Source organism: Bradyrhizobium sp. B025, from assembly GCF_042257955.1.
Classification (GTDB): domain Bacteria; phylum Pseudomonadota; class Alphaproteobacteria; order Rhizobiales; family Xanthobacteraceae; genus Bradyrhizobium; species Bradyrhizobium diazoefficiens.
This window is the reverse complement of record NZ_CP170150.1, coordinates 4,228,496-4,249,878: the sequence shown is the minus strand read 5'-3', so window position 1 is coordinate 4,249,878 and position 21,383 is coordinate 4,228,496. Positions and strand designations below refer to the sequence as shown.

15 protein-coding genes are annotated in these 21,383 nt (G+C 65.0%); 2 read left to right on the top strand and 13 right to left on the bottom strand.

Going from position 1 to position 21,383, the window contains the following annotated elements:
• Position 1 precedes the first annotated feature (1 nt).
• The 7 genes from ACE10W_RS19630 to ACE10W_RS19600 form a co-directional block, all read right to left on the bottom strand.
• A complete protein-coding gene (locus tag ACE10W_RS19630) occupies positions 2-2,239 on the bottom strand; it encodes a glycosyltransferase family 41 protein (protein WP_271557508.1) in 2,238 nt (745 codons plus the stop codon).
• A 116-nt stretch (positions 2,240-2,355) separates the two neighbouring features.
• Positions 2,356-4,626, bottom strand: a complete 2,271-nt coding sequence (locus ACE10W_RS19625; protein WP_375762680.1) for a tetratricopeptide repeat protein — start codon at positions 4,624-4,626, stop codon at positions 2,356-2,358.
• A 203-nt stretch (positions 4,627-4,829) separates the two neighbouring features.
• A complete protein-coding gene (locus tag ACE10W_RS19620; RefSeq protein WP_271557504.1) occupies positions 4,830-7,070 on the bottom strand; it encodes a tetratricopeptide repeat protein in 2,241 nt (746 codons plus the stop codon).
• A 101-nt stretch (positions 7,071-7,171) separates the two neighbouring features.
• Complete coding sequence (locus ACE10W_RS19615; RefSeq protein WP_028174094.1) at positions 7,172-7,909, bottom strand: amino acid ABC transporter ATP-binding protein; 738 nt, start codon at positions 7,907-7,909, stop codon at positions 7,172-7,174.
• An 11-nt stretch (positions 7,910-7,920) separates the two neighbouring features.
• Positions 7,921-9,441, bottom strand: coding sequence for an amino acid ABC transporter permease (locus tag ACE10W_RS19610; RefSeq protein ID WP_271557501.1), 1,521 nt, complete (start codon positions 9,439-9,441; stop codon positions 7,921-7,923).
• Positions 9,438-10,643 carry an amino acid ABC transporter permease gene (locus tag ACE10W_RS19605; protein WP_060912270.1) on the bottom strand — a complete coding sequence of 402 codons (1,206 nt, stop codon included), beginning with the start codon at positions 10,641-10,643 and terminating at the stop codon, positions 9,438-9,440. The genes ACE10W_RS19610 and ACE10W_RS19605 overlap by 4 nt, the downstream gene beginning before the upstream one ends.
• A 23-nt stretch (positions 10,644-10,666) precedes the next feature.
• A complete protein-coding gene (locus ACE10W_RS19600) occupies positions 10,667-11,683 on the bottom strand; it encodes an amino acid ABC transporter substrate-binding protein (protein WP_011087218.1) in 1,017 nt (338 codons plus the stop codon).
• 381 nt (positions 11,684-12,064) lie between these two features.
• Here ACE10W_RS19600 and metC point away from each other — a divergent pair, with 381 nt between their 5' ends.
• Both metC and ACE10W_RS19590 read left to right on the top strand, forming a co-directional pair.
• Positions 12,065-13,249 carry a cystathionine beta-lyase gene (metC, locus tag ACE10W_RS19595; RefSeq protein WP_271557498.1) on the top strand — a complete coding sequence of 395 codons (1,185 nt, stop codon included), beginning with the start codon at positions 12,065-12,067 and terminating at the stop codon, positions 13,247-13,249.
• Between the two features lie 155 nt (positions 13,250-13,404).
• Positions 13,405-15,096 carry a Na/Pi cotransporter family protein gene (locus ACE10W_RS19590; protein WP_271557496.1) on the top strand — a complete coding sequence of 564 codons (1,692 nt, stop codon included), beginning with the start codon at positions 13,405-13,407 and terminating at the stop codon, positions 15,094-15,096.
• Here ACE10W_RS19590 and ACE10W_RS19585 read toward each other — a convergent pair.
• The 6 genes from ACE10W_RS19585 to pbpC all read right to left on the bottom strand — a co-directional run bounded on the left by ACE10W_RS19585 (position 15,067) and on the right by pbpC (position 21,345).
• A complete protein-coding gene (locus ACE10W_RS19585; RefSeq protein WP_271557495.1) occupies positions 15,067-15,507 on the bottom strand; it encodes a DUF3592 domain-containing protein in 441 nt (146 codons plus the stop codon). The two genes, ACE10W_RS19590 and ACE10W_RS19585, sit on opposite strands and share 30 nt — an antisense overlap.
• Positions 15,508-15,531: 24 nt before the next feature.
• The gene (locus ACE10W_RS19580; RefSeq protein ID WP_011087215.1) at positions 15,532-15,846 is read right to left on the bottom strand and encodes a lipid-A-disaccharide synthase N-terminal domain-containing protein; all 315 of its coding nucleotides are present in this window, start codon (positions 15,844-15,846) and stop codon (positions 15,532-15,534) included.
• A complete protein-coding gene (locus ACE10W_RS19575) occupies positions 15,839-16,579 on the bottom strand; it encodes a glycosyltransferase family 2 protein (RefSeq protein ID WP_028174100.1) in 741 nt (246 codons plus the stop codon). Before ACE10W_RS19575 ends, ACE10W_RS19580 begins: the two co-directional genes overlap by 8 nt.
• A gap of 65 nt (positions 16,580-16,644) precedes the next feature.
• Positions 16,645-17,490, bottom strand: coding sequence for a phosphatase PAP2 family protein (locus ACE10W_RS19570; RefSeq protein WP_271557492.1), 846 nt, complete (start codon positions 17,488-17,490; stop codon positions 16,645-16,647).
• Position 17,491: 1 nt separating this feature from the next.
• Complete coding sequence (locus ACE10W_RS19565) at positions 17,492-19,234, bottom strand: glycosyltransferase family 39 protein (RefSeq protein ID WP_028174101.1); 1,743 nt, start codon at positions 19,232-19,234, stop codon at positions 17,492-17,494.
• Positions 19,235-19,284: 50 nt separating this feature from the next.
• The gene (pbpC, locus tag ACE10W_RS19560) at positions 19,285-21,345 is read right to left on the bottom strand and encodes a penicillin-binding protein 1C (RefSeq protein WP_271557489.1); all 2,061 of its coding nucleotides are present in this window, start codon (positions 21,343-21,345) and stop codon (positions 19,285-19,287) included.
• Positions 21,346-21,383 lie beyond the last annotated feature (38 nt).

The following is a 21,383-nucleotide window of genomic DNA, read 5'->3' as shown; positions in this document are numbered from 1 at the left end:
TTCACGCCACCTCGCCGTGTTCCGAGGCCACGGCACAATAGTCGCGCCAGAACCGGCGATATCCTGCCTCGACCTCACGCGTGTAGATCTCGACATTGCCGGCGGGCGAGGCCGCAATCTGAGCCGGCAACTCCGCGCGCAACTTCGCCAGATGAGCGGGCTGCGCCGCAAATTTGCACGCGATCGCGGCATAGCCCGCGTCGTCATCGGCAACCCAGTCGGCAAGACCGACGGCCGCCACGATGGAGGCACCGGCGCGCGAGGAGGCACCGTTACCGAGCTTGGCGACGACCGGAACGCCCGCATAGAGGGATTCCCAGGTGCTGACGCCGCCATTTTGCGGGAACGTGTCGAGCGAAATATCGACATTGGCAAAGGCCCGCAGATGCTCGGCGCGCGGGCTCGAGCCCAGGCAAGTGATGTTTGCTTCGGCGACGCCATGCGCCACGAACCGCGCGATCAGGCGGTCGCGCACCAAGGGATCGTCAAGCATAGTATGCTTGATGATGATTTTCGACCCGGTCACCTCACGCATGACGCGCGACCAAACGCGGATCGCCTCATCCGAAATCTTGTAAATCCGGTTGAACACGCCGAAGGTCACGTAGCCATTGCGGAGCATCGGAAGCTCCGAGGGCGGCACATCCAGGATCGGATCGATCGTGATCAGGCAGGGCAGATCATGGACCTTCTCGGCCAACAGATGGCGGGCCGATTGCGGAATGAAGACCGGATCCGCGAGCACATAGTCCATGGTCCGAAGGCCAGTGCCGGTCGCGTGTCCGAATCCAGAGACCTGGATGGGGGCCGGCTTCCGCGCAAAGACAGGGAGCCTGTTGCCGGTCGTGTGTCCGGACACGTCGATCAGGATATCGACCTTGTCGGCCTCGATGCGATCGGCCAATTGATCGTCCGAGAGCCGCCCGGCCTCGACCCAGACGTCCGCCAGCGACTCGAATTTGGCGGTCACTTCATCTCGTACCGGTGAGCACGAATAGCAGACGATTTCGAATTTGCTATGATCGTGATGAGCGAGCACTGGCAACAGCGTGAACCCTGCCGAGTGGAACCAGAACTCGGCAGCGACATAGCCGATCACGATCCTCCTGTCGGGATCGAACTGCCGGGGCGCGAGCTTCCTTTGCGCCAATTTGACGCCGATTGCGTCCCACCACTGCGTTCGGGCGGCCTGCTGAACAGCGAAATCGGCGTCGGAGAGATAGTCCAGGAAAAAGATCTTCCGCCCGATCAGGCTGGCATCCGTCACAATGGCCAGCGCCGCATCCAGCAATTCGATCGCCGATGCGATCTCTCCCTGGTTTGCAAAACAAGCACTCATCAGCGCCATCGCGCTCGCGGAGCGCGGATTTTCCTCCAGCAACGTGGTGCAGGCCAGGATCGCCTGCGCCGTATTTCCCACGGCGAGCGAGACTTGCGCCTTCCCCTGCAAGGCCACCTCGAGCTTGGGCGAAATCGCAAGGGCTGCGTCAAAATCCGCAGCCGCCTGTTCCAACCTCGACATCTCAAAATTGAGCCGTCCGCGGTTCGCCAGGATCTTCGCCGAACCTGGCCTGATCGCGAGCGCCGCCTCGAGCGCGCCCTTTGCCTCGTCGAAGTTCTTGAGCTCGATATTGACCAAACCTTTGCCGACGAGCGCCTCCACGTTTCGCGGCTGAAACAGCAGCGCCCGCTCGAAACTTTGCCTGGCGCGATCAAGCTGGCGCAGCGCAAGCTCGGCCAGGCCACGGTTGCAGAACGCGTCGGCATAGTCAGGCTTTAGCCTGATCGCGCGATCGTACATCTCGATCGCCTGCTCGGGCAGGTTCATGTTGAGCAAGGTATTGCCGAGGCCGGTCAGGGCCGGCGTGAAATTCGGCTTCAGCGCGATCGCCTTCTCCTGGCATGCGCGAGCGGCCTCGAATTTCTGAAGGACGACGTACACGGCCGCGAGATTGTTGTGGGCCTCGTGCGAACGCGGATCGATCGCGATCGCGCGCTCGAGCAGCTGTTGCGCCTCTTCCAGGCGCCCGCCCTGTTGCACGCTCAGGCCGAGCAGGTGCGTGGCGTCGAAATGATCCGGAACGGCTTGCACGATCTGGCGGCAGAGCGCCTCGGTCTCCGCATACCTGCCTTGGCCATAGGCGCTTGCCGCGGCAGAGATGACGGCGTCCGCCTGCTTCTTCAATTTCTTCTGCAATCGCGCATTCTGGAATGCGCGCGCGCCGACGCTGCTCTGCAAGGTGTCTCTCCGGAAGATGCCCCGCGGCGAGACTAACTGATTCGCGCGGCGGGCCGGCCGGTCGGCGGGACCGGAAACCCTTCCGGGCTATTCCGGGGCTCGCTGCAGGATCCGGCTCAGGAACCGCTAGGTGCGTCTGTCCCGCTTACCGCAGCGTCGCCGCTCTCCGAGGCGGCGGCACAATAGTCTCGCCAGAACTGGCGGTAACCCGCTTCGAGCTCACGCGTGTAGATCTCGACATTGCCGGCGGGCGAGGCTGCGATCTGAGCCGGCAATCCCGCGCGCAACTTCGCCAGATAATCGGGCTGCGATGCAAACTTGCGGGCGATCTCGACATAGCCATCGTCATCCTCGGCGACCCAGTCGCCGAGACCGACGGCGGCCACGATGGAAGCGCCGGCGCGCGAGGAGGCTCCAATGCCGAGCTTGGCGACGACCGGGACGCCCGCATAGAGGGATTCCCAGGTGCTGATGCCGCCATTCTGTGGGAACGTGTCGAGCGAAATATCGATCTTGTCAAAGGCCATCAGGTGGTCGTTGCGCGAGGTGGTGCCGAGGCAGGTGATATTCTCCTCGGCAATGCCCTGCGCCACGAAACGCGCGATCAGGCTATCGCGCAGCAGGGGATCATCGAGCAGACCGTGCTTGAGGACGATCTTGGATCCCGGAACCTCGCGCATGATCCGCGACCACACACGGATCGCATCATCCGATATCTTGTAGATGCGGTTGAACACGCCGAAGGTGACGTAGCCGTTGCGGAGCATCGGCAACTCGGACGGCTGCAGATCCGAGACGGGCTCCATCGTGATCAAGCACGGCAGATCGTGGATCTTTTCGGGAAACAGATGCCGGACCGACGGCGGAATGAAAACGGGATCCGCGAGCACATAGTCCATGGTCTGCATGCCCGTGCCCGTCGCGTGTCCGAACCCAGTGGCCTGGATCGGGGCAGGCTTCCGCGCGAAAACTTGCAACCTGTTACCGGTCGTATGGCCCGAAACGTCGATCAGGATGTCGACATTGTCAGCCTGAATGCGATCGGCGAGTTCGTCGTCCGAAAGGCCCCAGGCGTCGACCCAGACGTCCGCCAGCGACTTGAACATGGCGGTGTACTCGTCCGCTCCCGGCCAGGAATAATAGCAGATGATTTTGAAGTTGGCGTGATCATGATGGCGCAGCACCGGTAGCAAGGTGAGGCCCGCCGAGTGTTGCCGGAATTCGGCAGCGACATAGCCGACCACAATCTGCTTGTCCGGATCGAGCGGCCGCTTCGGCAGCGTCCGCCGCGGCAGCTTGGAGCCGATCAAGTCCCACCAATCTCGTCGTACCGCCTGCTGGAGCGCGAAATCGGCCTCGGCGCGGTAGTCCTGCAAGAAGATCTTGCCCCTGATCGCATCTCCATAGTCCGGGCGGATCGCCAGCGCGCGATCGAGATATTCGATCGCGGCGTCCGTCTCTCCCTGATTTGAATGAGAGAATCCCATCAGCGCCAAGCCGACCTCGGAGCGCGGATTTTGCTCGATCAAGGCCGTTGCGGCCGCCATCGCCTGCGCGGTCTTCCCCATCACGAGGCAGGCCTGTGCCTTGCCCCGGAGGGCCAGTTCGAGCTTGGGCGAAATGGCAAGCGCGGCCTCGAAATCCGCAAGCGCCGGCTCCAGGCGCTGCAACTCGTAACTGAGCCGCCCTCGCTGGGCCAGAATCCTCGGCGAGCCGGGCTTGATCGCGAGCGCCGTGGCAAGCTTGGCTGCCGCCTCCTCGTGGTGCCGGAGCTCCATGCTGACCATGCTGCTGCCGACGATTGCCTCGGCGTGACGCGGCTGAAACAGCAAGGCGCGATCGAAACTTTCCTTGGCGCGCATGATCTGTCCAAGCACTATCTCGACCATTCCGCGATTGCAGAACGCATCGGCGTAGTCCGGCTTGATCTTGATTGCGCGCTCGTGCAGTTCGAGCGCCTGTTCGTACTGCCCCAGATGCATCAGCGTATTGCCGAGGTTGGTCAGCGCGACCACGAAATTCGGCTTCAGCGCGATGGCCCTCTCCTGACACCGCCGCGCCTCCTCGAAATTACCGAGGTCGAAGTGCACGGTCGCCAGGTTGTTATGGGCGTCATGCAGGCGCGGATCGAGCGCAATCACGCGATCGAGCAGCTCCCGGGCCTCCTCCAGGCGGCGGCCGTCATGCGCACACATCCCGAGCAGGTGCAAGGCGTCGACATGATCCGGAAGCGCTTTCAGGATCTCACGGCATAGCGCCTCTGTCTCGGCAAATTTGCCTTGGCCATAGGCGGCGGCCGCGGCGGAGATGATGGCATCCGCCTGCTTCATCAACTTCTTCTGCAATCGCGCGTTCTGGAATGCGCGCGCGCCGCCGCTGTTCTGCAAGGTTACTCTCCGGAGGATGGCCTTACCGAGAGTCTAACTGATTCGCGGCCGAGGCCGCCCGATCGGCTGGACCGGCAACACCCCGGGATCTTCCGGTGCCCCGCGCGGGATCTGGCTCGGGACCAGCCTCGGGCATGCACCATCCAAAGCTGATGTCGATCATCTCAGGCCTCGGACGTCGCGGTCCGGCGCGGCGGACGTGCCTACGCAACGTCGCATGTTTCCGAGGCCTCGGCACAATAGTCGCGCCAGAACTTGCGATATCCCGCCTCGACCTCACGCGTGTAGATCTCGACGTTGCCGGCGGGTGAATTGGCGATCTGCGCCGGCAGATCCGCGCGCAGCTTCGCCAGATGGGCAGGCTGCGCGGCAAATTTGCACGCGATCGCGGCATAGCCCTCGTCGTCATCGGCAACCCAGTCGCCGAGACCGACGGCCGCCACGATGGAGCCGCCGGCGCGCGACGAGGAGCCATTACCGAGCTTGGCGACGACCGGGACGCCCGCATAGAGGGATTCCCAGGTGCTGATGCCACCGTTTTGCGGGAAGGTGTCGAGCGAAATGTCGACATTGGCAAAGGCCCGCAAATGCTCGCGGCGCGAGGTCGAGCCCATGCAGATGACGTTCTCCTCGGCGATGCCCTGTGCCACGAACCGCGCGATCAGACCGTCGCGCAGCATCGGATCGTCGAGCAGCCCGTTCTTGATGATGATCTTCGATCCCGCCACCTCACGCATCACCTTCGACCACACCCGGATGGCCTCGTCCGAGATCTTCAAGATGCGGTTGAACACACCGAAGGTCACATAGCCGTTGCGGAGCATGGGAAGCTCCGAAGGTGGCACGTCCAGGATGGGATCGATCGTGATCAGGCTCGGCAGGTCATAGACCTTTTCGGCCAGCAGGTGGCGCGCCGACTGCGGAATGAAGATCGGATCCGCGAGCACGTAGTCCATCGTCTGAAGGCCCGTGCCTGTTGCGTGCCCGAAGCCCGTGACCTGGATGGGGGCCGGCTTCCGCGAGAAAACATGGAGCCTGCTGCCGGTCGTATGTCCGGACACATCGATCAGAATATCGATCCCGTCGGCCTGGATACGATCGGCCAGTTCATCGTCCGAAAACTGCGCGGCCTCGACCCAGACGTCTGCGCAAGCCTTGAACTTCTCGGTCATCCCATCCTGCAACGGCCAGCAGGAATAGCAGACGATCTTGAACTTGGCGTGATCGTGATGGCGCATCACCGGCAACAGGGTGTACGCCGCCGAATGCTGCCTGAATTCCGACGCGACATATCCGATCACGATCCGTCTGTCCGGATCGAGATCGCGCGGCGACAGGGTCCTTTGCGGAAGCTTGGCGCCGATCTGATCCCACCAATATTTTCGTGCCGCCTGCTGGACCACGAAATCGGCCTCCGGCAGGTAATCCAGCACGAAAATCTTGTATCCGATGGCCTCCGGAAAGTCCGGCGCGATCGCCAGCGCCGCATCGAGATATTCGAGCGCCGTCGCGATGTCTCCCTGGTTCGCATAGCAAGAGGCCAGGAGCGACATGCCCGCCTCGGATTGCGGATTGACCTCAAGCAGGGTCTTGACGCCCGCCATCGCCCCCGCCGTGTTCCTCACCATAATGTCGACCTGCGCCCTCCAGCACAGCGCGAGCTCGTTCCGTGGCGATTGCGCCAGCGCTGCATCGAAATCCGCGGCCGCCTGCTCCAGCCGGTACAGGGTCAAATGGAGCCGTCCGCGCTGCACCAGAATCCGCGGTGAGCCCGGCTTGAGCGCGAGCGAAGCTTCGAAGGCGGCCTCCGCCGCCTCGAAGTGCCGGAGCTCGAGGCTCACCATGGCCTTGCCGGCGATCGCTTCGGCGTGACGCGGCTGAAACGACAGGGCGCGATCGAAGTCCACCCCGGCGCGCTCAAACTGGCCGATCATCAGTTCCGCCATCCCGCGGTTGCAAAATGCATCGGCATAGTTCGGCTTCAGCCTGATGGCGCGCTCGTGCAGTTCGATCGCCTCCTTGGCGAGGCCGAGGTGCAGCAGCGTATTGCCGAGATTGGTCAGGGTGATCGGACAATTCGGCTTCAGCGCAATCGCCTTCTCCTGGCATGCGCGGGCATCCTTGAACCTCTCGAGCGCGAAATACACGGCCCCGAGATTGCCATGGGCATCGGGCGAACGCGGATCGAGTGCAACGGCGCGCTCAAGCAGGAATTGCGCGTCCTCGAGCCACCCGCCGTCGAACGCGCGCAGGCCGAGCAGGTGCGTGGCGTGGAAGTGATCCGGAACCTCCTTCAGGATCTCGCGGCAAAGGATCTCGACTTCGTCAAATCTGCCCTGCCCAAGTGCCTCGATCGCGAAGGACATGACGGCGTCCGCCTGCTTCCTCAGCTTCTTTTCCAATCGCGCATTCTGGTATGCGCGCGCGCCGACACTGCTCTGCAAGGTCTCTCTCCGGAGGATGGTCCGAAAAGAGGCAAGCTGATTCGCATGGTGCGAAGCTGGTGGGTCGGTTGGAGCAGCGAGGCCGCCGGATTTTCAGGCGCTCACCGCAGAATCTGGCTCAGGAACAGTTTCGTGCGGGCGTGCTGGGGGGCGGCAAAGAACTCGTTCGGGGTATTGGCCTCGATGATCTGGCCGGCGTCCATGAACACGACGCGGTTGGCGACCTCGCGGGCGAATCCCATCTCGTGGGTCACGACCAGCATGGTCATGCCCTCCCCGGCGAGGTCAACCATGGTGTCGAGGACCTCCTTGACCATCTCGGGGTCGAGCGCCGAGGTCGGCTCGTCGAACAGCATCACCTTCGGGTTCATCGTCAGCGCGCGCGCGATCGCGACGCGCTGCTGCTGGCCACCGGACATCTGGCCCGGAAACTTGTTGGCCTGGTGCGGGATCTTGACCCGCTCCAGGAATTTCATCGCGGTTGCCTCGGCATCCCTCTTGGGGATGTTGCGGACCCAGATCGGCGCCAGCGTGCAATTGTCCAGAACCGTCAGATGCGGGAACAGGTTAAAGCTCTGGAACACCATGCCGACCTCGCGGCGCACCGCGTCGACATGCTTGAGGTTCGGCCCGAGCGCGATGCCGTCGACGACGATCTCGCCCTCCTGGAATTCCTCCAGTGCGTTGATGCAGCGGATCAGCGTGGACTTGCCGGAGCCCGAGGGCCCGCAGATTACGATGCGCTCGCCCTTCTTCACCTCGAGGTCGATGTCGCGCAGGACGTGAAATTCGCCGTACCATTTGTTCAGGCCGGAAATCTTGACGATGGGGTCGGACATGGTGGCCTCGATCAGTTGCGGCGGTGGGCGTTGAGGCGGTGCTCGACGAACAGCGAGTAGCGTGACATTCCGAAGCAGAACAGAAAATAGATGATCCCCGCGAACGCGAAACCCGTGAACGCCGTGGACGGCGTCGACCATTTCGGATCCGAGAACGAGGCCCTGAGCGAGCCCAGGAGGTCGAACAGCGCCACGATCGAGACCAGCGAAGTGTCCTTGAACAGCGAGATGAAGCTGTTGACGAGGTTCGGAATGACGTGGCGCAGCGCCTGCGGCAGCACGATCAGCGAGGTCGTCTTCCACCAGGACAGCCCCAGGGCGGCCGCGGCCTCGCCCTGCCCGCGCGGGATAGCAGCAAGCCCGCCGCGAACGTTCTCGGCCTGATAGGCGCCCGTGAACAGCGCGATGCCGATCAGCGCACGCACCAGACCGTCAACGGTGAAATTGCCGGGCAGGAACAGAGGCAGCATGTAGGTCGCGAAGAACAGCACGGTGATCAGCGGCACGCCGCGCCAGAACTCGATGAAGGCGATCGAGAAGATCCGGATCAGCGGAATGGTGGAGCGGCGGCCCAGCGCCAGCGCGATGCCGATCGGCAGCGAGGTGACGATGCCGGTGACGGACACCACCAGCGTCACCAGCAGGCCGCCCCACAGGCTCGTCTCCACGACCGGCAGCCCGCCATGATCGAGCCCCATCAGCTTGATCACGATGGCGATGGCGACGAAGGTGGCAATGCTCGATGCGAGCGCACGCCAGCCGGCGCGCACACCACCGCCGAGAAGGAAGGCGATCAGGGAGACGATCACCGCGGTGATGGCGAAATCGACCCAGACCGACTGGCCCGTTCCCTGGAGCTGATCGCGCAGCCAGGTCAGCGGAAAGATCAGCCAGTAGATCGCCGTGCCGACAAGCACGACGAGGTTGCCAACGACCCACAGCAATGGGGCGATGGCCGACGTCTTGCTGAGATTGAGCAGGGCCTGCCCTGCCCCGATGATGCTGTCGTTGAACAATTGCAGGAGGCCGGCCGTCCAGCTCAGGCCAAAGCCGGTGATGCCGCCGCCGCGCAGCAGGAAGAATGCGACCACCGGAAAGGCGAAGAAGAACAGGCCGGCGTTCAGCCCTTTCGACGGCAGGCGCGGAACGAGCAGCGGCACCAGCAGGACCGCCGCCAGGATGAGCGTGAGGTTGACCCGCCAGCGCTCGGCCTCGGGATAGAAGCCGTAGATCAGTTGCGGCAGCTTGGCCTGGATGTAGGGCCAGCAGGCGCCGACCGCAAATCCGGCATTCTCGGCCAGGCAGGCCGTGCGATCCTTGCCGGCCCAGACCGCATCGACCATCAGGAACCTGACTGAGGGAATGATGGTGAACCAGAGCAGCAGGGCGCCCACGATCGTGAGCAGAATGTTGGTCGGCGAGTTGAACAGGCGCGTACGCATCAGGCCGACGAAGCCCGTGGTCTTCACCGGCGCGGGACGCTCGGTGAGCAGGTCCTGGCGAACGAAGCTGGACGAGGTGATGTCGGTCATGCGCCCAGACTCCGGCTGACGCGCCAACCGTAGACGCTCATGACGGCGCTGGTGACGAGCGAGATCAAGAGATAGACGCCCATCGTCATGGCGATGATCTCGATCGCCTGTCCAGTCTGGCTCAGCGAGGTGCCGGCGAACACCGACACTAGGTCGGGATAGCCGATGGCGACCGCCAGCGAGGAGTTCTTGGTGAGGTTGAGATACTGGTTGGTCAGCGGCGGCACGATGACGCGCATCGCCTGTGGCACGACGATCAGCCGGAGCGTTGTGCCGCGGCTCAAGCCCAGCGAGGACCCCGCCTCCATCTGTCCCTTGTGCACGGACAGGATTCCGGCGCGCACGATCTCGGCGATGAAGGCGGCGGTATATGTCGACAAGGCGACCGTCAGCGCCACGAACTCCGGGATGATCCGCGACCCGCCGGCAAAATTGAAGCCCTTGAGCTGCGGCAGCTCGAAGGTGAAGGGCAGACCGAACACCAGCATCGTGACCAGCGGCAGCCCGAACAGCAGGCCCAGCACATAAGGCCAGATGCGGATCACCTGCCCGCGCTGGAACAGCGCGCGCCGCGCATGGAAGCGCAACGCCAGCGATGCGACGATGCCGAGGACCAGCATCGCCAGGAACGGCTCGAACCCGCTCTCGCCGATCGGACGGGGAATGACGAGGCCCCGATTGCTGACGAAGGCGATGCCGAGCAGCGAAATGCTCTGCCGCGGATTTGGCAGCGCCGCGAGCACCGCCAGGTACCAGAACAGGATCTGGAACAGCAGCGGCAGGTTGCGGATGATCTCGACATAGAGCTCGCCGATGCGCGACAGCAGCCAGTTGGGCGACAGCCGGCACAGCGCGACGATAAAGCCGATCACGGTGGCGAAAAAGATGCCCACCACCGAGACCACGAGCGTGTTCAGAAGCCCGACGATGAACACGCGCAGGAACGTGTCCGAGCCAGTGTAGGAGATCAGGGTCTGGTTGACGTCGAAGCCGGCATTGTTCCTGAGGAAGCCGAAGCCGGCGGCAATGTGCTGGTTTTCGAGGTTGGCGCGGGCGTTGGAGACGATCTCATAACCGATCCAGCCCAGGATCGCCGCGAAGGCAAACTGGACGGCGACGCCGTTCCAGCCTGCCTTGCCGCCCAGAATGCGCCTGATCTTCAGCGCGATCTGGGCCGGCGGTTTTCGAGCCTCGGTGCTCATCGCCGCGTGCCGCTCAAGCGGGATCAGCGGATCGGCGGCGCGTACTGGAGACCGCCCTTGTTCCAGAGATTGTTGAGGCCGCGATTGATGGCGAGCGGCGAGCCCGCGCCGACGTTGCGATCAAACACCTCGCCGTAATTGCCGACCGCCTTCACGATCCGCACCACCCAGTCTTTCGTCAGGCCGAGCTGTTCGCCGAAATTGCCGTCGCTGCCGAGCACGCGCTTCAGCTCAGGGCTTTCGAGTTTCGCCTTCTCGTCGACGTTCTTCGAGGTCACCCCGAGCTCCTCGGTGGTGACGAGGGCAAACAGCGTCCATTTCACGATGTCGAACCACTGGTCGTCGCCGTGGCGCACCATCGGGCCGAGCGGCTCCTTCGAGATGATTTCGGGCAGCACCATGTGGTCATTGGGATTGGCGAGCTTGAGGCGGTTGGCATAGAGGCCCGACTGGTCGGTGGTGAACACGTCGCAGCGGCCGGCCTCATAGGCCTTGACCGTCTCGTCGTTGGTGCCGAACGCGATCACCTCGTACTTCATGTTGTTGGCCTTGAAGTAGTCGGCCAGATTCTGCTCGGTGGTGGTGCCGGTCTGCACGCAGACCGAGGCGCTGTTGAGCTCGAGGGCGGAATTCACCTTGAGCGACTTCTTCACCATGAAGCCCTGCCCGTCATAATAGGTCACGCCGGTGAAGTTGGCGCCCAGCGAGGTGTCGCGCGAGATGGTCCAGGTGGTGTTGCGCGAGAGTACGTCGATTTCGCCGGATTGCAGCGCCGTGAAACGGTCCTTGGCCGAGGTCGGCACGAACTTGACCTTGGTCGGATCGTTGAAGATGGCGGCCGCGATCGCACGGCAGACGTCGACGTCGAGCCCGGTCCAGTTGCCCTTGTCGTCGGGCGCGGAGAAGCCCGGCAGGCCCTGGCTGACGCCGCAGGACAGCGTGCCCCGGTCCTTGACGGTCTTGAGCGTTTGCGCATCGGCGGCTTGGGCAGTCAGGCCGGCGGCGAGAGCAAGAGTGAGAGCCAGGGTTACGCGTTTCATGGGGGGAAGGCCTTTCAAGGGTCGTCTCAAGGTCAGGAATGTTGTCTCAGGATCGTCTCTGCCAGGGTGAGCCTTGCAAGAGTCATGCTGGAAAACCTTGCCGAACACTCGCCGATCTCGGGAGGCCATACCTTAATCCCCGCCGCAGGCGCCCGCCATTATGGCTGTGGCGCAAGGTCCGGTCAGACGATGGATCGAAGGTCGCGGCAGGCCCCTCAACATGCGGCGACTGAATAGCACCTACGCATCACAGAACGACTGGCGAGCCGGGTCAAGGGGTTGACGGGACTCTTCTGTGTTCTGTTATTAACGACAGCGGCCTTTCGGCCGGCCAGCGGGGCGCATCGCGCCCGGCGGAAACGCAGTTTTGAAAGCAGGCGCATGGATTCCTCGCACCCCTCCCAGCAGCAGGCCGAGACCCGGCTGGTCACCTCCGGCCGCGACACCAAGGCGCAGAAGGGGTTTGTCAATCCGCCGGTGTTCCACGGCTCGACCGTGCTCTATCCGACCGCCGAGGACCTGCATGCCCATCGCGGCGAGTTCACCTATGGCCGCCACGGCACCCCGACGACCAGGGCGTTCCAGGACACGCTGATGGCGCTGGAGGGGCCGCAATGCGCCGGCGTCGGCATCGTGCCATCCGGGCTGTCGGCGATCTCCACCACCCTGCTCTCGGTGCTGAAGACCGGCGACCACATTCTGGTCTGCGACAATGTCTATCGGCCTTCGCGCAATTTCTGCAACGGCATGCTCGCCCGCTACGGCGTCGAGACCACCTATTTCGATCCGCTGATCGGCGCCGGCATCGACAAGCTGTTCAAGCCCAACACGCGTGCGGTGCTGGTAGAGGCGCCGGGCTCGCAATCGTTCGAGATGCCCGACATCCGCGCCATCGCCGAGGTCGCGCATGCGCGCGATGCGCTCGTCGTCGACGACAACACCTGGGCCACCCCGCTCTATCATCGCTCGCTCGAGCAGGGCGTCGACATCAGCATGCAGGCGGCGACCAAATATATCGGCGGCCATTCCGACATCATGTTCGGCACCATCTCGGCCAACGCAAAAGCCTGGCCGCAGATCGCCGAGGGCATCCGCCTGCTCGGCGTCTGCGCCGGCCCCGACGACGTCTTCCTGGCGCTGCGCGGCCTGCGCACGCTATCGGTGCGATTGGCGCAGCATCATCGTTCCGGCCTCGACATGGCGCGCTGGCTCGCAAGCCGTCCCGAGGTCGCGCGCGTGCTGCATCCCGGGCTCGAGACCGATCCGGGCCATGCGATCTGGAAGCGCGACTTCACCGGCGCCTCGGGCCTGTTCAGCATCGTGCTGAAGCCGGCCCCGCAGAAGGCCGTCGACACCATGCTCAACACGCTCAATCTGTTCGGCATGGGCTTCTCCTGGGGCGGCTTCGAAAGTCTTGCGATTCCCTTCGACTGCGACGGCTATCGCACCGCGACCAAGTGGGCGCCGGGCGGCCCTACCCTGCGTCTGCATATCGGGCTCGAAAGCACCGACGACCTCAAAGCGGATCTCGATCGCGGCTTCGCTGCCCTCAAGGCAGCAATGTGAGCCTGCTCAAAAGGCATCGCGCCTGCGGACGCGCCAACGCGCGCCGCGGGAACGCGCAGCCGCCGCAAACGTTAACGCCGACGCGCCAACAAATGGTTTGATCCCCAGACATTTGGCGCTAGCTTCACCAATCGACTCCAATCCGGACACGGAGCATGGGAACGTTGGTTCTGCTCGATCTGATGGGCGGCGTGGCGCTGTTGCTGTGGGGACTGCACATGGTCCACAGCGGGATCCTGCGCGCCTTCGGCCCGGACCTCCGCCGCCTGCTCGGCAAGGCGCTCGGCAACCGCGTCAGCGCGTTCGCCGCCGGCCTCGGGCTCACCGCGCTGCTCCAGAGCAGCACCGCGACAGCCCTGATCACCAGTTCGTTCACCGCCGAGGGCCTCGTCAGCCTCGCCGCAGCGCTTGCCATCATGCTGGGGGCCAATGTCGGCACGACGCTGATCGTGCAGGTGCTGTCGTTCAACATTGCTGCCGTCGCGCCCGTGCTGTTCGTCCTCGGGCTCGTCGCCTTCCGCTCCGGACCGCGCTCGCGGATCAAGGACGTCGGCCGCGTCTGCATCGGTCTCGGATTGATGCTGCTGTCGCTGCACATCCTGCTCGACACGCTGGCGCCGGCCGAGAACGCACCCGGCGTGCGCGTCGTGATGTCGGCGATCACGGGTGATCCCATCCTGTGCATCGTCATCGCGGCGCTCGTCACCTGGGCGGTGCATTCGAGCGTCGCCAGCGTGCTGCTGATCATGTCGCTGGCCTATTCGCAGTTCATCACGCCCTACGCGGCCCTGGCTCTGGTGCTCGGCGCCAATCTCGGCAGCGCCATCAACCCCGTGTTCGAAGGGGCCAGGCGCGACGATCCCGCGAGCTACCGCCTGCCGGTCGGCAATCTCGTCAATCGCGTGATCGGGATTGCACTGGTGCTGCCATTCCTGAGCGCGATCGCGGAGCACATGCACGCCTGGCAGCCGGATCTCGCCAGGATGACGGCCGCCTTCCACATCGCCTTCAATGTCGGCACCGCCATCATCTTCATCGGCCTGCTCGACACCATGTCGCGCCTGCTGACCCGCCTCCTGCCCGACCGCATCCAGGACACCGATCCGGCCCGCCCGCGCTATCTGGACGAGACCGCGCTGGAGACGCCGTCGCTGGCGCTCGCCGACGCCGCCCGCGAAACGCTGCGGATGGGCGACTTCGTCGAGGTGATGCTGCGCAAGGTCATGGCCGCGATGATGACGGGCGACCGTGCCCTGGTCGACCAGGTCTCGAAGATGGACAATGTCGTCGACGGCCTGGATGAAGCCATCAAGCTGTACGTGACGAAACTGATGCGGGGCAGCCTCGACGAGAGCGAGGGGCGGCGCGCGATGGAGATCATCTCCTTCGCCATCAACCTCGAACACATCGGCGACATCATCGACAAGAGCCTGAGCGAGCTTGCGACCAAGAAGATCAAGCGCCGCTTCCAGTTCTCGGCCGAGGGCTCCGACGAGCTCGCCGCCTTCCACAAGCGCACGATGGAATCGCTGCGGATCGCCTTCGGCGTGTTCATGTCGGGCGATGCGAATGAAGCGCGCAAGCTGCTGGTGGAGAAGACCACGCTGAAGAACACCGAGCTTGCCGCCGTCGAGCGCCATCTCGACCGCCTGCGCGAGGGCCGCCCCGAGACCATCGAGACCACCTCGCTGCACCTCGACGTGCTGCGCGATCTGCGCCGCATCCATTCGCACATCTGCTCGGTCGCCTATCCCGTGCTGGATGCCGCGGGCGAGCCGTATCGCAGGACCGAGACCGAGACAGTCGCCCTGCCCGCCTCAGGCGCGGCCTCGGCGTTGCCGCGCTAGCCCGGCGCGAACAAGAACCGCGCCGCCCGCCAGCAGCAGGCCCGCGCCGCAAAGCAGGACCGGAGCGATCCACAGCGTCAGGAACGACAGCAGCCGCGCATCCTCGGGCCGCCGTGGATCGTAGGCTATCTTGACCTGCTCGCGGTCTGAATAAGGCTGAGCGGTCGAGCCCGACGAGGACGTGAACGTCACCGAGCGCCCGTCGATCGTCGTGAATTGAAACGACGGATAGAGAAACGTTCCGCCATGATTCCCGCCGGTCCGCGCGACGGCACCCACGAAGCGCGCTTCGGTCTGCTCGGCCCGCACAAGGAACGCGACGGTGCTGCCGAGCTCGAACAGGCCGAGCCCAAGTAACAGCAGGCCGGCCAGAAGGACAGATGTGAACAGGACAGCTTGTAACTTGTTCATGCCGATGAGGCACGCAAGAGCGAGCTATTCGCTCGAGACCTGCTTGCCGTTGATGATGATGAAATAGACGTTGCGGAGGTAGACAACGAGGCCAAGCGCCTGGCCCGCGATGAACACGGGATCCTTGCGATAGAGCGCGTAGACCAGGAGCAGCGCACCGCCGCCGACCGAGAAGAACCAGAACGCGACCGGCATGACGCTCTTGCGCGCACGTTCGGACGCGATCCACTGCACCACGAAGCGCATGGTGAAGAACGCCTGCGCCACGAAGCCCAGGATCACCCAGGCGTCGAATTTCACGACGAAGACGTCGTGCAGATAGTTGAGAAGGCTAGTCATGAGGTGTCACCTCGGTCACGTCGGGCGTCGGCTTCTTGCGTCGGATCAGCCACCACACGCCGGCCAGATCCATGATGCCGATCCATAGCCGGTCGAAGAAACCGTAATTTGACACGCCGGAGCGGCGCGGCCGGTCGATCACGTCGACATAGGCGATCTCGTAGCCTTCACGCCGCACCAGTGCCGGCAGGAAACGGTGCAGCCCGTCGAAATAGGGCATCGCCAGGAAGACCTCGCGCCGGAATGCTTTCAGGCCGCAGCCGGTGTCGCGCGTGCCGTCCTTCAGGATGCCGTTGCGGACCTTGTTCGCCACGCGCGACTGGAATTTCTTGAAGCCCGTGTCCTTGCGTCCGACGCGCTGGCCCGCGGCGAGCCCGACATGGGCGCCCTTCTCGACCGCCGCGATCAGGTCCGGCAGGAACGCCGGATTGTTCTGGCCGTCGCCGTCGAGCGTGGCCACGATCGCGCCGCGCGCGGCACGCACGCCGCTGCGCACGGCAGCGGACTGGCCACCGGATTTTGCATGTCGGAGCTGACGCAGATTGCCCCGCTGCGCCATGATGGCCTTGAGCCGCTCGCCGGTCGTATCGGTCGAACCGTCATTGACGTAGATGATCTCGTAATCCCAGCGGCTGTCGAGCGCCGCGGTGATCTCCTCGATCAGGGGCGCGATGTTGTCGGCTTCGTTGCGCACGGGAACGACGATGGAAACCGAAGGCTGGGACGTCGACAAATGAGGCTCGTGGTTGGAATTGGCCTGCGCCTCGGGGAACCGGCGGCCCCGGCAGGCAGCCGCTTTTATGGGGCGGAGGCCCCGCGGGCAACCCTTTTGAGGCGGCCGCCGACCGGTCCTGGGATGGCCAAGATGCTGCCATCGGCGCGGATGGCGAAGCCGAGCCTACGGGCCGCGAACCAGTAGCGGACCGCCATGGCGCCGACCATGCCGACCAGGGCGCCGGCCACGACGTCGCTCGGATGATGCGCGAGCAGCACCAGGCGCGTCAGCAGGATCACGATTGCGTAAGTGAACATGAAGACGCGCAGCCGCGGCCAGAGTGCGGACACCGCGAAAGCGAGCGCGAACGCCGTCACCGCATGGCCGGATGGCAGGCTGGCATAGGCCCCGCTGCCCTCGAACGGGATGAAGTTGAACGGGTCGGCCTTGCCGCCGACGAACGGACGTCCGCGGCCAATGAGATATTTCAGGATCTCGGCGATCAACACCGAGAATGCAACGGATAGAAACAGGAACTGGAGCCGCGTACCGAGGCCGAGCAGCAGCGCGCGGCGGGTGCCGTAAAGGCCGGCCGCAACGAGCGCCACGGCCACGAGGGCGACGGCCAGCGCCGAGAGCACATACTCGTCCTTGCCGAAATCGGTCAGGATGCGGATCGGCCACAGGCTGGGCGTGCCGCGCGCCGGCATCAACTGGATCTCAGTCAGGTCGAACGCCAGCATCAGCGCGATGACCAGGGCCGCGCCCGCTGCGCTGAGCCATAGCGAATGGCGCGCCAGCTTTCGCGCGGCCTCGGCGCGGCGCGAATGCGAGGGCGAACGCACGAGCTGCGCCAGCGCACGCCCCGTCACGGTCAGAAACTGCGCGGGATAGCTCGGCCGCGGCGCGATGTTGGTCGAGGCCGGCATCCTATTCGGTGCCTTCCGAGCGGAAGATCGAGATCGAGATCGCGCGCCCTTGCGAGAAATTGTAGCCGTCGATGCGGGCGCCGACCTTGTAGCGCAGCCCGATCGCCTCGGCGCGCTGCACGAAGCTGCGCTCCGAGCGCTGCTCGATCAGCGCGAAGCGGCAGCTGCCCTGCCGCAGGAAGTCCGCCGCGCCCGAGCCGTCGGTGAGCAGCGTCTGGGTGCCCGTCAGGAACACGAGGCTCGGCTCGTGATAGCCGGCGGCGGCCGCCTTCGGTCCGACGCAGGTGACGTTGCGCAGAGCACGCGCGACCTCGATGCTCGGAAACACCGGCGTCAGCGACGGCAGCACGATGCCGTAGACCACGACCGCAAGCATCAAGGCTGCGACCAGCGCGTTCAGCACCGAGCGCTCGGCGTGGTTGGTGTCGAACAGCCACCAGGCGAACAGGCCGAAGATCAGCGACGCCGCGATGAACGGCCAGGCCACGAAAGCCGGCTGCCGCGTCAGCATCACGGCGCCGACCACCGCGATGATCGAGGCGGCCGCGGGGATCGCGAACCACCAGGCCGAGCCGCGCATCAGCCAGGAGCGCGACAGCACGCGCCGCTCCAGCGCGCCCACGGTCAGGATCGCGATCGCCGGGTACAGCGGCAGCACGTAATGCGGCAGCTTGGTCAGCACCGCCTCGAACACGATCCAGGACGGGACCAGCCAGGCCAGCAAAAATTGCGCACCGGGCTCACGCCGCGCCCGCCACACCGCAGGCGCCGCCATCGCCGCGAGCGGTGCGCCCGGCCAGAAGGTGATCCAGAACAGCGCGAGGTACAGTCCGGGCGGCGCGCCATGGGATTCCTGCGCGCCGATCTTGCTCAGCATGTCGCCGCCGACGGAGTCCGCGAAGAAGGCATCGCCCGCGCGCCAGAAGATCGCGACGAACCAGGGCAGCACCAGCACCAGCATCCACATCAAGCCCCAGAGCGGGCGCAGCTTCCACAGCCAGGAGGCATCGCGGTCCTGGATCGCCAGTGCGACGATGGTCAGGCCGGCGAACATCAGGATCAGCGGCCCCTTGATCAGGATCCCGACGGCGAGCGCGGTCCAGAAGATCGCGGGCCAGCTCCAGGGCGGATGTGTCTCGTCCTCGGCGCGCTGCCAGGACAGATAGGCCCGCGCCATCGCGCCCATCGCGGCGGTGACGCAGAACAGCAGCATCGCATCGGTCTTGGCGAGCCGCGCCTCGACGCCGAGCAGCACCGAGGCGCACATCAAGAGCGCTGCGAGCACCGCACCGCGCCGCGTGACGAAGCCGAGCGCAGCCCAATAGGTCATGAGCACGGCGCCGATCGCCCCTAGCAGCGACGGCAGCCGGTAGACCCAGATCCGCAACTCGGCCTTCGGCAGCTTGAGCGCCGCGGCGGTTTCAACCGCCGCGGATTGCAGCCAGTAGATGCCGACCGGCTTCTTGTAGCGGACGTCCTCCTGGAAGCGGATGTCGACATAGTCGCCGCTCTCGACCATCTGCTTGGTGGCCTGCGCAAAGCGCGCCTCGTCGCGGTCGACAGGCGGGATTGTGAAGAAGCCCGGCAGGAACAGCAGCAGCGCGCACAGCACCAGAAAGGCCACCGCGCGGGCGTGGCTAGCCGTGACGACATCGAGCATCGACACCAGCCGGCTACCCGGATTGACGGGCGATTTCGGCTCGCGGGGGGCTCCAAAACGGGGGCTTGGGTAGGTCTCGGCCATTGGTTCCGCTTACGCTGAAACCGTCATTCCGACAACCGCTTAAGGCCGGGTCATTGAATTCGAATGACAACTGTGTCCGCGGCGCCAGTGGCATCGATCACAGTGAGCCGCGCAAAGCCCGGACCGGGCGGATCAATCAGGCGCTGGCGGCGCCCGTCGATCTCGCCGAGCGCAGTGCCATTAACCATGACGGTCATGGGCAGAACGCCGCCGGCGACCTTAACCGGCATGGCTGCGGCCTCGGAGCCACCCGACCGATCGACGTCGATCCGCGAGCCGTTCAGCGGGAACTGGATGTGCAGCGCCTGCTCGCTGCCGGTCCGCACCAGTTCCCCGACCGGGCGGAACCGTTTCAAGGGCAGCGGCAGCTTGGCGTTGCTGGCGACCAGGGTTCCCTTGGGCGGCTTCGGCATCGGGGCCAGCGTCTTACCGGTCCGGGCGAAGGCGTCGAACAGGATGGGCGCGGCGGCGACACGGCCGATCAGGCCGGGAACCGGCGCTCCATCGGGCCGACCGACCCAGACGCCGATGGTCATGCGGCCATCGAAGCCGACCGACCAAGCGTCGCGATAGCCGTAGGATGTGCCGGTCTTGAAGGCGATCCGGTTGTGGGCGGCGTTTTCCGGCGGTGGCGTACCCAGCAGCACGTTGCCGACCTGCCAGGCCGCGACCTGATCGAGCAGCCGCAGCGGCTCGCGGTCGTCTTTGGCAGCCACGACCTCGCGCAGCGGCTTGGTGGTTCCAAGGCGGGCAAACCCGGCATAGAGCTGCGCAAGGTCCTGAAGCGTCACGCCGACGCCGCCGAGCCCCATGGCAAGCCCTGGCGCTTCGTCCTTGGGCAGGATGAGATTGCCGCCGGCCTGCCGCAGCCGCGACGCCAGCCGGCTCGCGCCGACGCGGTCGAGCAGCACGATCGCCGGCACATTCAGCGACAATTGCAGCGCCTTCTTCACCGGCACGGTGCCCTGGAACGTCATGTCGAAATTTTCCGGCGCGTAAGAGCCGAAGCGGACAGGCCGGTCGTCGATCAGGCTGTCGGGATGGACGAAGCCGTCCTCGAAGGCGAGGCCGTAGATGAAGGGCTTGAGCGTCGAACCTGGCGAGCGGATGGCGCGCGTCATGTCGACCTGCCCTGCCCGGCTCTCGTCGAAATAATCAGCCGAGCCGACGCGCGCGAGCACGTCGCCGCTCTCGTTGTCGACCACGATGATGCCGACCGAGATGTTCGCACCGAGCGCAACCGCGCGGTCGCGGGCCAGCGGCTCCAGCACCTTCTGGAGATTGGCGTCCAGCGTCAGCTTGATGACGGGCGTATCCTTGACCGTCGCAAGCGCGGTGTCGGACGCATGCGGCGCCAGGACCGGCATCGGCTTGCGCAGCTTCGGCACCGGCACGGCCTTGGCCTGCTTTGCGTCATCGAGGCTGACCACGTGCTCCTCGACCATGCGGTCGAGCACGCGGTCGCGGGCCTTGAGCGCCGCATCGGGATAGCGGTCGAGCCGGCGCGTCTCCGGCGATTGCGGCAGCGCCACCAGCAATGCGGCTTCAGCCAGCGAGAGCCGCTTCGGCTCCTTGCCGAGATAGGCGATCGAGGCGGCGCGGATACCTTCGAGATTGCCGCCATACGGCGCGAGCGCGAGATAGAGGTCGAGGATTTCGCTCTTGCTGAGGGTCCGCTCGATCTCGATCGCGCGGACCATCTGCCGCAGCTTCGCATAGAGCGAGCGCTGCCGCCGCGGCTCCATCAGCCGTGCCAGCTGCATGGTGATGGTCGAGCCGCCGGACACGATCTGGCCGCGCGTTCCGAGCTGCAACGCGGCGCGGCCCAGCGCCAGCGGATCGATGCCGTCATGGGCATAGAAGCGCTGGTCCTCATAAGCGAGCAGCAGCTTGAGATAGATCGGATCGACGTTCGTCCTGGCGTCGACCGGAAGCCGCCAGCGGCCGTCCGCCATGGCGTAGGCCCGCAGCAGCTTGCCGTTGCGATCGACGATGGTGGTGGAGACCTGGCGCGCTTCGTCGAGCGGGAGCGGGCCGAGGGAGTAGACCCAGCCGACGAAGGCGGTGATGGCGAGGATGAGTGTGAGGGCGAGGACGGAAAGGATGCGCATGGTGGTGCGCCCTCCTTCTCCGTCATTCCGGGGCGGCT